The following is an 11,780-nucleotide window of genomic DNA, read 5'->3' as shown; positions in this document are numbered from 1 at the left end:
CCGCCGTTGTAGAAGAAATAGCGGACGTCGTACTTCTTGAAGATCTCCAGGATGCGCTTGTAGTCGGTGTCGTCCACATCGGGATCGGCCATCTTATAGCGGCAGGAGCCCAGGGCGGAGGAGGGCGTGTACTTCAGCAGCTCCAGCTCGGCGGGGTCCTCCTGACCCATATCGAACAGGCGGTCGTTCAAAACGCCCTTGATGCCGTGCTCCGCGCCCAGGACGCGGGTGATGTTGGGGTTCTTCAAAGCGGTGTCCACAACGCCGTACACACTGGCGTTGATGACGGAAGTAGGACCGCCGGACTGGCCGACGATGCATGCGCCTTTCAGCTCACTCATGGGAAAAGCCTCCTATAAAAAATATGTTGATTTCCTTTGGGTAAATTAGCGTACTTATCATATCATTGAAAAAAAGAATTGTAAATACTTGCATTTTAATTTTTTTGTGATATTATCATAAAAGAAAATCGTTTTCGTCTGTTTGATTCCCCGGATTTGACAATCCGTTAACGAACGCCTTTTCCGGGCGGGAGCGCGGGGGACCGCGGACGGGACAAAATAAAATAGGAGATGATCGTTATGCCACTGGTTACTTCTACCGAGATGTTCAAGAAAGCATACAACGGCGGCTACGCCATCGGCGCTTTCAACGTCAACAACATGGAGATCGTGCAGGGGATCACCGAGGCCGCCAAGGACCTGGAAGCCCCTCTGATCCTGCAGGTGTCCAAGGGCGCCCGCGCCTATGCCAACCACACCTATCTGATGAAGCTGGTGGAGGCCGCCGTCATCGAGACCGGCCTGCCCATCTGCCTGCATCTGGACCATGGCGACAGCTTTGAGACCTGCAAGAGCTGCATCGACGGCGGCTTCACCTCCGTCATGATCGACGCATCCAGCAAGCCCTTCGCCGAGAACATCGAGATCACCAAGAAGGTCGTGGAGTACGCCCATGACCACGGCGTGGTGGTCGAGGCCGAGCTGGGCACCCTGGCCGGCGTGGAGGACGAGGTGAAGGTCTCCGCCGAGGATTCCTCCTACACCCATCCCGAGGAGGTGGAGGAGTTCGTGTCCAAGACCGGCTGCGACTCTCTGGCCATCGCCATCGGCACCAGCCACGGCGCCTACAAGTTCACCCCCGCCCAGTGCACCCGCAACGAGCAGGGCATCCTGGTCCCGCCCCCGCTGCGCTTTGACGTGCTGGAGGAGGTCTCCAAGCGCCTGCCCGGCTTCCCCATCGTCCTGCACGGCTCTTCCTCCGTGCCCCAGGAGTTTGTGAAGATCATCAACGAGAACGGCGGCAACATGCCCGACGCGGTGGGCATCCCCGAGGAGCAGCTGCGCAAGGCCGCCACCATGTCCGTCTGCAAGATCAACATCGACTCCGACCTGCGTCTGGCCATGACCGCCAGCATCCGCAAGTATATGTCCGAGCATCCCGACCACTTCGATCCCCGCCAGTACCTGAAGCCCGCCCGTCAGGCGATCAAGGACATGGTGTCCCACAAGATCGTGGACGTTCTGGGCTGCGACCACAAGGCGTTCTAAGAAAAAACGAACGGTTCAAAGAGGAGGCGCGAAAGCGCCTCTTCTTTTTCGCAAAGAGCGAGGATACAGTCAGGAGACTCTGGCCCGGAAACTGCGTGTCTCCCGTCAGGCTGTCTCCCGCTGGGAACTGGGCGAGGTGGCGCCGGATCCGGAAAATGTGCTGGCGGTCAGCCGGCTGAACTGGCGTTATGATACCCGGGAGAACGGGGCGGTGAAGCCGCTTCTGGTCCCGGACCTGCTGACACTATGCTGCGTCTGGGTCCTGCCAAGGCTCCTGTCCGGCGTTCCACATGGCCTGGGACTTTTTGTGGGTCAGATCTCCGCTGTTCCTTTTCTGGTAATGAGTGTAAAGGCACTCCGCCTGCATTATGAACTGCCGTGGAACCCCCTGAAACGGCGGCGCTCCCCATGATCCGCACCCCGCGGCGCCCCTCCGCATAGGCTGGGGTGAGAAGAGGAGGGGGATACCATGCGCTTTACCCAGGACTATGACCGGAAGGCGGCGGTGCTGTACGCCCACCGGTGGGCCTACGGCAGGAATCCGGCGTTTTACGACTATGAAAAGCTGGGCGGCGACTGTACGAATTTCGCGTCCCAGTGTATTTTCGCAGGCAGCGGCGTCATGAACTTCACGCCGACGTTCGGCTGGTACTACATCGACGCCAACCAGAAGGCTCCCGCCTGGACGGGGGTGCCGTACCTCTGGAATTTCCTGACCCGCCGGGGCCCATCCGTGGGTCCGGTGGGCGAGCCCTGCGCCCTGGAGGACCTGCGGCCCGGAGACCTGATCCAATTGTCCTTCAAGGGGGAGGATTTCCAGCATTCGCCCATTGTGGTCTCTGTGGGCTTTCCCATCACGCCGGAAAACGTGCTGGTGGCGGCCCACAGCTACGACGCCGACAACCGGCCCCTGTCCACCTATGAGTTCCGGCAGAGCCGTTTTCTGCACATCACGGGCACCATACGGCCCTGAACGCACCTTGGCCGCCGGGGGAGGCATCTTTTATAATTTGTTCACAAATTTTCCAGCTGTGATGTTATTATAAAATATCAGCGAATAATGGTTTTTTTTGCCGCATGGCGCCCCAGGATGCAGAGATGATGCAATGGCGGGATACCATGCGGTCCATACAAAGGAAAAGAGAGGAAGATGACTTCCATGAAAAAGGTTTTGTCCTGCCTGCTGGCGCTGGCGCTGACGGCGGCGCTGGCGGCGCCCATGGCCGCCGCGGCGTATTCGGATGTCCCCGCCGGAAGCGCTCTGGCGGCGGAGGTGCAGAAGGCCTCCAGCTACGGACTGATGAACGGATACAGCGCCGGAAGGTTCGGCTATTCCGACTCCATGACCCGCGTCCAGTTCGTGACTGCGGTGGGCCGGATGCTGGGGTGGTTCGAGGGCGTGCACGGCACGGTGCCCCAGATCCCCGCGGCCATGCGGGTACCGGACACGATGTCCGGCACCTATCTGGAGGCCATCCTCTTCGCGGTGGAATACGACGTGGTGGACACGGACCGGCCCTTCCGGCCCAATGACCCCGTCACCCGTGCCGAGATGTCCGAGATCCTGGTGCGGGCGCTGGGCCTGAAGGAAGCGGCCGCAATCGCTGAAAAGCAGAATACCTTGCCATTTACGGACGTGACGTCCGGCAGGGGGTACATCTCCGTGGCCTATGCCATCGGCATGACCAACGGCATCTCCGCCACCGCCTTCGCGCCCGACAACCACGCCACCCGTGCCCAGGCGGCGGCCATGCTGGTGCGGATCTATGAAAAGCTGAAACAGCGGACCGATTGGGTCCACGGCTTTTACGCCATCTCGTCTTACAGCCAACTGTCCCTGACGGACTCCATGGACGCCGTCAGCGCCGGCTGGAGCCGGATGACCTGGGACGGCTCCGCGGCGAAGCTGGCCACCACCTCCGCCAACCAGAACGAGTACTATGTGCCCACCGGCTATCAGGAGGTGGCGGACCGCCTGCAAAGCCAGGGGAAGGCTCTGCATCTGGAGGTGTATATGGATACCTCCGGCGGTCTGCGGGACATGCTGGCCTCCACCGGGGGCCGCGCCCAGGCTGTGGAGGAGATCATGGCGGAGCTGACGGTCTCCTACAACGCCATTGGCCGCAATCCGTACAGCGGCGTTACCATCGACTTTGAGGGCCTGCGGGCCGCCCAGCGGGACGACTTCACCGCGTTTTTGCAGGAGCTGTCCGCCCGGCTCCGCCGGCAGGGCAAGTCCCTGTATGTCTGCGTGGCGCCGGTGCTGACCACAGGCGCCTACTACGACGGCTACGATTACCGGGCCATCGGCGATCTGGCGGACAAGGTCATCCTGATGGCCCACGACTACGACGCCAGAGACCTGTCCGGCTTCGAGGGGTCTGACTATCAAAAGACCACCGCCTCGGCGCCGCTGGGACAGGTGTACATGTCCATGCAGGCCATCACGGACAAAAACACCGGCGTCCGGGACCTCTCCAAGATCGCCCTGGGCTTCAGCTGCAAGAACATCGCCTGGCAGGTGGATGCCAACGGGAAGCTGCTGTCCGGCACGCCGATATATCCCATCAACGAGACAGTGTACCGCCGCCTGACCCAGGCGGACACGGTCCACGGCTGGTCCGGCACCTACCACAACCGCTACGCCATCTACACCACGGAGAACGGGGAGCGCTGGTATGTGCTGTATGAGGACGGCCGCAGCGTCCAGGCCAAGGTGAACGCCGCCAAGCTGCTGGGCATCACAGGCGTCTCCGTCTGGCGTCTGGGCACCATCCCGGCGTACAGCGATTGGAACTGGACGAATATTTTGAAGAAGTGAAAAGAATGAGCGCATGGAAAACCGGGATGCCATAGTGCCCGGCATCTGCGCCGTCTCCTGCGGTGACGCAAAAGCCCTGTTCAACACTTGGTTTTTCCAACGGCAAGGCTTCTCTGCTATGCGTTTTCTGTAAGCTTTTCAACAGATCGGACAGCGAGACCCAATGGCGGGGCCTCATGGTATATACGCTTGTTCATGAAGGATAGAGCCTCCCCTCGTCAGGCGGCTGTGTGGCAACGCAGCCGTAGCCGATGAGGCTCTGTCCTTCATCCTTTTCATTCAGCTGTCCAATATGTATTGTAATCTCACTGCACAGAGGAGCACAGAAATCGGGAATGTATTGTCAAATACGGAAGCGGCTGGTATAATGGTGGCGATTTTGTAAAGAGACAGAGGGGGCTTTTCTTTGACCGGCATCGTCATCAATGTGCTGGCCGTGGCACTGGGCGGCGTCTGCGGCACGCTGTTTGGGAGCAGGCTCTCCCAGGATTTCATCCACAAGCTGAATATCAGCTTCGGCGTGTGCTCCATGGGCATGGGCATCTCGTCCATCATTCTGATGGAGAACATGCCTCCGGTGATCTTGGCCGTGGTGGTGGGCACGGCCCTGGGCCTGGCCCTCCATGTGGGGGACCGGATCGCCAGGGGCGCGGGCCTGATGCAGCGGCCCGCGGCAAAACTCCTGGGCGCGCAGCGCGGCGGCGACCTGTCCCTGCTGGTGACGGCCATCGTGCTGTTCTGCTCCAGCGGCACCGGCATCTACGGATGCCTGGACGCTGGCATGACCGGCAGCGCCACCATCCTGATCTCCAAGTCCATCCTGGACTTTTTCACGGCCATGGTGTTCGCGTGCAGCCTGGGCATCGTGGTGTCCCTGGTGGCCGTGCCTCAGGCGGTGATCTTTTCCTGCCTGTTTCTGGCGGCAAAGGCCGTCTTTCCCCTGACCACCCCCGCCATGATCGGGGACTTCAAGGCCTGCGGCGGCTTTCTGCTGATCGCCACAGGCCTGCGCATCTCCAAAATTCAGGAATTTCCCATCGCGGACATGATCCCGGCCATGGTGCTGGTCATGCCCTTCAGCGCGCTGTGGACCAACTGCGTCGCTCCGCTGCTGGGATAGCATAAAACAGGGTCGGGGAGAGATCTCTCCCCGGCCCTGATATTTGGGGCGGGGATCGGGCAAAACGGCCCCTGCCGTCTGCGGGAGTCCCTGCGGGACCACCGGAGCGCCTGCACCCGCACAGCGCGGACGGGAACATCTGTTTTCTCCCTTTTACCTTTGGTGTCGCTACTGCTCTATTTTCCAAATTTTCTGTCAAAATGACCAAATGGGCAGTTACCCTCAATAGATAACTGCCCTGTAAACTGGAATTTGATATGTTAGTTCTTTTTCTCAAATATTCCCCATATTGCAATAGCAAATCCTATAATCGCAATACCAATAAAAGTGTAGAATACGGGTATAAGTCCATACTGCTACATATTCCAAAATGAAGAAAGTTGCCCGTTTATTGTCCAGTCGTTAGCCATAGTTCCTGCAAGAAGGACAGCAGCAGAGAGTAATCCAGCAAGAATCATTACAGAGCCTAAAATCACTTTTTTCATAAAAGATATTCTCCTTTCAAATTCCGATTTGTCATTCTGATTATATCACGGTCAATTTTGGATTTCAATCCATGGTTGGTGAAACTGCCGGAGTTATATTTCAGCAACACTTAGAGTAAAAGGGAGTCTGTTTTTTATCTGTTGCGCATCTTCCGGAGATTTGCTATACTGAGAGGGAATGCAGACCGGAAGGGGAGCGCCATGCGTATTTTGGGCATCGATCCCGGCTTCGCCACCATCGGCTTTGGATTGGTGGAGGCGGACCGGGGACAAGTGCATATGGAGACCTACGGGGCCATCACCACCCCGGCGGGCCTGCCCCTGTCCAGGCGCCTGTACCAGATCAGCTGCGATATGGAGGAGCTGATCGGCCAGCTGAAGCCGGATGTGATCTCCATCGAGGAGCTGTTCTTCAACACCAACATCACCACCGGCATCGCCGTGGCCCACGGGCGGGGGGTCATCCTCTGCGCCGCGGAGAAGTGCGGCGTGCCCCTGCATGAGTACACCCCCTCCCAGGTGAAGCTGGCGGTGACGGGCTACGGCAAGGCGGAAAAGCGGCAGGTGATGGACATGACGAAGCGGCTCTTGAAGCTGAAAGCCGTCCCCCGGCCGGATGACGCGGCGGACGCGCTGGCGCTGGCGATCTGCCATGCAAGGAGTTTTACTTCACGGCTCCCACAGACAGGGGCCGTGAAAGAGACGGTTTAAGGAGAGAGGTTCATGTTTTACTATTTGGACGGCACGGTGGCGGAGCTGCTGCCATACCTGGCGGTCATCGACTGCGGCGGTGTGGGCTACGCCTGCAAGACCACCAACAACACCCTGTCCGGCCTGAAAAAGGGCCAGCGGGGAAGGGTGTACACCTATTTGAATGTGGGGGAGGACGTGTTCGACCTCTACGGCTTCGCCACCCAGAACGAGCTGAACAGCTTCAAGCTGCTCCTCGGCGTGTCTGGCGTGGGACCCAAGGCGGCGCTTGCCATCCTGTCCTCCGCCACACCGGAAGCCCTGGCCATGGCCATCGTGACCGAGGACGCCAAGACTTTGACCATGGCGCCGGGCATCGGCAAGAAGATCGCCCAGCGGATCATTTTGGAGCTGAAGGACAAGATGGCCAAGGAGTCCGCCACCACCGGACTGGACTTCTCCGGCGGAGCGGCTGTGAATGTCCCTGCCTTTACAAATAAGGCCACAGAGGCCGCCCAGGCGCTGGCGGTGCTGGGCTACACCAGCCAGGAGGTCCAGATGGCCCTCAAGGGCGTGGATGTGGAGAACCTGCCCCTGGAGGAGATCATCCGGCAGAGCCTGAAGAAGATGGTGAAGTGATCAGGAGGAAACCAAATGGACACGCAGGAAAACATGACGGAAAAGAGAGATCACGAGGAGCTTCCGGACCCTGTGGGCTGGGATGCCATTACCGCCGCCTTTGAAAAGCTGTACCCCGGCCAGGAGAATCCCCGGCACTTCGGCTGCCTGATCCCCTGGCGGCTGGGCGGTCCCGACCCGCTCCAGGGCGTCAGCGTCTATGACGGCGGGGACTGCTTCCACTTCGTCACCTACGGCCTGTCCGACCTGTATGAGAAAGAGGGAAAGGACCCGGAGTACAGCGGCTACGGCCTGGAATTCACCCTGAAACTGCGCAAGGAGGGGCTTGGGGACGAGCTGCGGGAGCAGCAGAATATCGTGGGGATCTTCAACGCCCTGGCCCGGCTCACCTTTGAAAAGGGAGAGCAGTTTTTCCCCGATGAGTACATCTATACCGGCCAGACCACCGGCATGGACATCGGTCAGGAGTCCAAGCTCACCGGTTTTGTCACCGCGCTGGACGAGGCCGGGACCATCGACACCCCCAACGGCAAGGTGGACTTTGTCAAGCTGATCGGCGCCACGGACGCCGAGCTGAAAGCCATTATAGACAAGAAGCTCCGGGTCCGGGAGCTGGTGGAAATGATCGGGGATGTGACCGATTACACCCGGGAGAGCGTAAGGTAGGCGCACCGGGAGCAATGGAAGCAGGTGTGCGCCCAGTCCGGCCCAGAGCCGGAGGAGCCGCGCATCCGTCAGCCGCCGGAGGAAATGGTGGAGCTATGCTTTATGGCATTTATATTTTTATCTTTGTCCTTGTAAAAATATCGGATATTCAGGAATGGGAAAAATTGCGGCAGGAAGAAAGAGAGAATTTTCTATACGATTTTGAAAAAGAGCGAAAACAAGAATTGGGCAAGAATCTGCGTATATGGCTGATTGCCTCGCTCCTTCCCCTTACGATAGACTATGCTTTCTTATATTTCCTCTTCCACATTGGCGCATGATTCTATTGAGAAGGAAAGTGGATCCATGAGCATCGACTTTGGAAACGACATCTACGAGGAGCCTATCGTCGCCAAGACCTTTTTGGAGGAGGACAGCGGCGAGGTCTCCCTGCGCCCCAGGACCTTAAAGGAATACATCGGCCAGGAGAAGGCCAAGGGGAACCTCTCCATCTTTATCCAGGCCGCCCGGAAGCGGGAGGAGTCCCTGGACCACGTGCTGCTCCACGGCCCTCCGGGCCTGGGCAAAACCACGCTGGCGGGCATCATCGCCCAGGAGATGGGGGTCAACATCCGCATCACCTCCGGCCCCGCCATCGAAAAGCCCGGAGACCTGGCGGCTCTGCTGACCAACCTGAACGAGGGGGACATCCTCTTTGTGGACGAGATCCACCGGCTGAACCGCTCCGTGGAGGAGATCCTGTACCCCGCCATGGAGGACTACGCCCTGGACATCATCGTGGGCAAGGGCCCCAGCGCCAACTCCATCCGGCTGGACCTGCCCCGGTTCACCCTCATCGGCGCCACCACCCGGGCGGGGCAGCTGTCCGCACCCCTGCGGGACCGGTTCGGCGTGACGCTGCGGTTGGAGCTGTACACCCCCGAGGAGCTGGCGGAAATCGTCACCCGCAGCGCGGGCATTTTGAATGTGGACATCGTCCCCGAGGGCGCCTATGAGATCGCCCGCCGCAGCCGGGGCACCCCCCGGATCGCCAACCGGATGCTCCGGCGGGTGCGGGATTTCGCCCAGGTGAAGGCCGACGGCGTCATCACCAAGGACGTGGCGGACCGGGCCCTGTGCGCCCTGGAAATCGACTATCTGGGCCTGGACCCGGTGGACCGCCGGATGCTGGGTGCCATCATCGAGAACTACAACGGCGGCCCCGTGGGCCTGGAGACCTTGGCCGCCACCATCGGCGAGGAGGCGGTGACGCTGGAGGACGTGTACGAGCCGTACCTGATGCAGCTGGGCTTTTTGACCCGGACGCCCCGGGGGCGGTGCGTCACCCAGAAGGCGTACCAGCACCTGCACAAGCCCATCCCCGGCGGCGCGATGCCGGAGAGCCCCATGGACCAGCTGACGCTGTGAGGCTTACTGCGGCAGGCCCCGGCCGGTCCGCAGGCCCAGGAGGAAGGCGTGGATGGCGGAGACGGGGGATGTGCCGCTTTGCGGCACGGGAATGAACCCCCATTTTCTTTTCGGTTGCGCCGAAAAGAAAACGGCCGTTCACGGTCAAAAGAAAAGGCGCTTTTGTGTCCACAATTGGCCCATCGGGCCAATTGTGGACGAAACGTGGGGTCCCAGAAAGAGACCGATGGAGGTCGAGGCTGGATTCAGCGTTGGGCGCGGGCACAGTCTTGCTGAATCTTTTGGCCTTGCGCCACGCGAATGGGAATTGCGGGATCAGGCAAAGATTGAAAGGACCAGCGGCGCTTGTCGCTGCCGCTCTTTGATTCCTTGCGGAAATGCCTGCGGCGGCACAGTTCTAAACTTGCACCCGGTACAGCGCACCCGGCGAAAGCCAATTTAACCGCCCAGGCAGTGTGCAGCGAAGCGGAACACACGGGGCCAGCGGTAAAAGCCTTCCGATGACCACCCCAAATCTGCACCCACGCCCCCAAATGCGGGCACGTACTCCTTACCCTCGTATCCAGTCCGGCGCACCCGCCAGGGGCCGATTCACCCGCCCAGGCAGTGTGTAGCGAAGCGGAACACACGAGGCCAGCGGTAAAAGCCTTCCGATGACCACCCCCGAATCTGCACCCAAGCCCCCAAATGCGGCGATGCAGTTCAAAATTCGTACCCTGTATAGCGCACCCGGCAGAAGGCTTCCGGGACTTAGTGGCACATCTAAACCACCAACCCCCGTCCGTCCAACTTTACCCCAAAGGGGCAAAGTTGGACACCAAAAGCCCTTTTCTTTTGGACCGTGCACGGCCCGTTTTCTTTTCCTGCCGGAAAAGAAAACGGGGGGTGCATTGGAATATCCAGAGATCTTTGCGGAATATATGAAATAAACTGAGATCAACACCTGCGCGGCATCCGCCGCCTGGGTTTCAATAACAATATCAAACATAGAAGGGAAATCACACTATGGGCAAACTGTTTGGAACTGACGGCATCCGCGGCGTCGTGGGTGAGAATCTGACGGCGGACCTGGCCTTCCGCGTGGGGCAGGCCGTGGGCACCGTATTGATGGAGGAGAAGGGGAGCCGCCCCACCGTGGTCATCGGCAAGGACACCCGCATCTCCTCCGACATGCTGGAATCCGCCCTGATAGCGGGCATCTGCTCCGTGGGCGGCGACGTGAAGCCGGTGGGCGCCATCCCCACCCCCGCCGTGGCGTACCTGGCCCGGCAGGAGCGGGCCGACGCGGGCATCGTCATCTCCGCCAGCCACAACCCCTATGAGCACAATGGCATCAAGGTCTTCAGCGGCCAGGGCTATAAGCTCTCCGACGACGTGGAGGCCCGCATCGAGGAGAAGATCCTCTCGGACGCGCCCATGAAGCTCCGAACCCGGGGAGAGATCGGCGTGCGCCACCACGGCATGCGCCAGCTGAAGCGGCACTACATCGACTTTGTGGCCTCCACCATCGAGTCCGACCTGGCGGGCCTGAAGATCCTGGTGGACTGCGCCAACGGCGCCGCCAGCGCCACCGCACCGGAGTTGTTCGGCCGCTTCAAGGCCCACACCGACTTCCTCCACCGGGACCCGGACGGCGTGAACATCAACAGCCGCTGCGGCTCCACCCATCTGGAGGATCTGTCCGCCATGGTGGTGAAGGGCGGCTACGACATCGGCGTGGCCTTTGACGGCGACGCGGACCGCTGCCTGCTGGTGGATGAGCAGGGGAACACCATTGACGGCGACAAGGTGATGGCCGTCTGCGCCCTGGACATGAAGCGCCGGGGCCAGCTCAACGGCAACGCCGTTGTGGCCACGGTGATGAGCAACCTGGGCCTCCACGAGTTCTGCAAAAACAACGGCATCGACCTGATCTGCACCGCCGTGGGCGACCGCAACGTGCTGGAGGAGATGCTCCGCCGAGACTGCCGCATCGGCGGCGAGCAGTCCGGCCACACCATCTTCACCGCCCTGGAGACCACCGGCGACGGCGAGGTGACCGCCCTCCAGTTCCTCCAGGTCCTGGCCCGGTCCGGGGAACGGGCCAGCGCGCTCTCGTCCATCTGCGCCGCCTATCCCCAGGTGCTCGTCAATGTGGAGGTCCCCCACAGCGGCGGCGTGAAGGAGCAGATCATGGCCTCCCGGGAGCTGGCAGAGGCCGTGAAGCGGGAGGAGGAGGCCCTGGCGGGCGCGGGCCGGGTGCTGGTCCGGGCCTCCGGCACGGAGGCGCTGATCCGGGTCATGGTGGAGGCAAAAACCACCGAAATCGCGGAGAACGTGGCCGGCCGTCTGGCAGATTTTATAAAATCCCAAAATTTTTAAGGTTTTTTTCCGTTAATTTTTAACATTTACTTGACATTTCA

Annotated in this window: 12 protein-coding genes and 1 pseudogene; 11 read left to right on the top strand and 2 right to left on the bottom strand. The window is 60.3% G+C overall.

Annotated elements, in window-relative coordinates:
• A partial coding sequence (locus Q0Z71_RS11040; RefSeq protein ID WP_298022393.1) for a 6-phosphofructokinase occupies positions 1-341 on the bottom strand: 341 nt, incomplete at its 3' end.
• A gap of 240 nt (positions 342-581) precedes the next feature.
• Between Q0Z71_RS11040 and fba the strand changes: the two genes are divergently transcribed.
• The 5 genes and pseudogenes from fba (at position 582) to Q0Z71_RS11015 (ending at position 5,491) form a co-directional block, all read left to right on the top strand.
• Positions 582-1,550, top strand: coding sequence for a class II fructose-1,6-bisphosphate aldolase (gene fba / locus Q0Z71_RS11035; protein ID WP_298022390.1), 969 nt, complete (start codon positions 582-584; stop codon positions 1,548-1,550).
• A gap of 58 nt (positions 1,551-1,608) precedes the next feature.
• Positions 1,609-1,962: pseudogene (locus tag Q0Z71_RS11030) on the top strand (helix-turn-helix transcriptional regulator); the annotation flags it as partial.
• A gap of 57 nt (positions 1,963-2,019) precedes the next feature.
• Complete coding sequence (locus Q0Z71_RS11025) at positions 2,020-2,523, top strand: amidase domain-containing protein (protein WP_298022387.1); 504 nt, start codon at positions 2,020-2,022, stop codon at positions 2,521-2,523.
• Positions 2,524-2,709: 186 nt separating this feature from the next.
• Positions 2,710-4,371 (top strand): glycosyl hydrolase family 18 protein, encoded by a 1,662-nt coding sequence (locus Q0Z71_RS11020; RefSeq protein ID WP_298022383.1) that lies wholly within the window; start codon positions 2,710-2,712, stop codon positions 4,369-4,371.
• 406 nt (positions 4,372-4,777) lie between these two features.
• Entirely contained in the window at positions 4,778-5,491 is a 714-nt protein-coding gene (locus Q0Z71_RS11015) for a DUF554 domain-containing protein (protein WP_298022381.1), read from the top strand.
• Positions 5,492-5,847: 356 nt separating this feature from the next.
• Here Q0Z71_RS11015 and Q0Z71_RS11010 read toward each other — a convergent pair whose 3' ends face one another.
• Complete coding sequence (locus Q0Z71_RS11010) at positions 5,848-5,976, bottom strand: hypothetical protein (RefSeq protein WP_298022378.1); 129 nt, start codon at positions 5,974-5,976, stop codon at positions 5,848-5,850.
• Between the two features lie 201 nt (positions 5,977-6,177).
• Between Q0Z71_RS11010 and ruvC the strand changes: the two genes are divergently transcribed.
• The 6 genes from ruvC (at position 6,178) to glmM (ending at position 11,739) form a co-directional block, all read left to right on the top strand.
• Entirely contained in the window at positions 6,178-6,687 is a 510-nt protein-coding gene (gene ruvC, locus Q0Z71_RS11005; RefSeq protein WP_298022376.1) for a crossover junction endodeoxyribonuclease RuvC, read from the top strand.
• A gap of 12 nt (positions 6,688-6,699) precedes the next feature.
• Positions 6,700-7,305 (top strand): Holliday junction branch migration protein RuvA, encoded by a 606-nt coding sequence (ruvA, locus tag Q0Z71_RS11000; protein WP_298022373.1) that lies wholly within the window; start codon positions 6,700-6,702, stop codon positions 7,303-7,305.
• A gap of 15 nt (positions 7,306-7,320) precedes the next feature.
• A complete protein-coding gene (locus Q0Z71_RS10995) occupies positions 7,321-7,971 on the top strand; it encodes a suppressor of fused domain protein (protein ID WP_298022371.1) in 651 nt (216 codons plus the stop codon).
• A gap of 14 nt (positions 7,972-7,985) precedes the next feature.
• Positions 7,986-8,291, top strand: coding sequence for a hypothetical protein (locus tag Q0Z71_RS10990; RefSeq protein ID WP_298022368.1), 306 nt, complete (start codon positions 7,986-7,988; stop codon positions 8,289-8,291).
• 25 nt (positions 8,292-8,316) lie between these two features.
• A complete protein-coding gene (ruvB, locus tag Q0Z71_RS10985) occupies positions 8,317-9,378 on the top strand; it encodes a Holliday junction branch migration DNA helicase RuvB (RefSeq protein WP_298022364.1) in 1,062 nt (353 codons plus the stop codon).
• Between the two features lie 1,005 nt (positions 9,379-10,383).
• Positions 10,384-11,739 (top strand): phosphoglucosamine mutase, encoded by a 1,356-nt coding sequence (gene glmM / locus Q0Z71_RS10980; protein WP_298022362.1) that lies wholly within the window; start codon positions 10,384-10,386, stop codon positions 11,737-11,739.
• Positions 11,740-11,780: the final 41 nt, after the last annotated feature.

The organism is uncultured Dysosmobacter sp., from assembly GCF_947631635.1.
Lineage (GTDB): Bacteria > Bacillota > Clostridia > Oscillospirales > Oscillospiraceae > Oscillibacter.
This window is presented reverse-complemented; position numbering and strand designations above follow the sequence as displayed.

Excerpts from the sequence above, each read along its gene's own strand:
- fba (WP_298022390.1), top strand. The coding sequence starts at position 582 with ATGCCACTGGTTACTTCTACCGAGATGTTCAAGAAAGCATACAACGGC.
- Q0Z71_RS11025 (WP_298022387.1), top strand. The coding sequence starts at position 2,020 with ATGCGCTTTACCCAGGACTATGACCGGAAGGCGGCGGTGCTGTACGCC.
- Q0Z71_RS11020 (WP_298022383.1), top strand. The coding sequence starts at position 2,710 with ATGAAAAAGGTTTTGTCCTGCCTGCTGGCGCTGGCGCTGACGGCGGCG.
- Q0Z71_RS11010 (WP_298022378.1), bottom strand. The coding sequence starts at position 5,976 with ATGAAAAAAGTGATTTTAGGCTCTGTAATGATTCTTGCTGGATTACTC.
- ruvC (WP_298022376.1), top strand. The coding sequence starts at position 6,178 with ATGCGTATTTTGGGCATCGATCCCGGCTTCGCCACCATCGGCTTTGGA.
- ruvA (WP_298022373.1), top strand. The coding sequence starts at position 6,700 with ATGTTTTACTATTTGGACGGCACGGTGGCGGAGCTGCTGCCATACCTG.
- Q0Z71_RS10995 (WP_298022371.1), top strand. The coding sequence starts at position 7,321 with ATGGACACGCAGGAAAACATGACGGAAAAGAGAGATCACGAGGAGCTT.
- Q0Z71_RS10990 (WP_298022368.1), top strand. The coding sequence starts at position 7,986 with ATGGAAGCAGGTGTGCGCCCAGTCCGGCCCAGAGCCGGAGGAGCCGCG.
- ruvB (WP_298022364.1), top strand. The coding sequence starts at position 8,317 with ATGAGCATCGACTTTGGAAACGACATCTACGAGGAGCCTATCGTCGCC.
- glmM (WP_298022362.1), top strand. The coding sequence starts at position 10,384 with ATGGGCAAACTGTTTGGAACTGACGGCATCCGCGGCGTCGTGGGTGAG.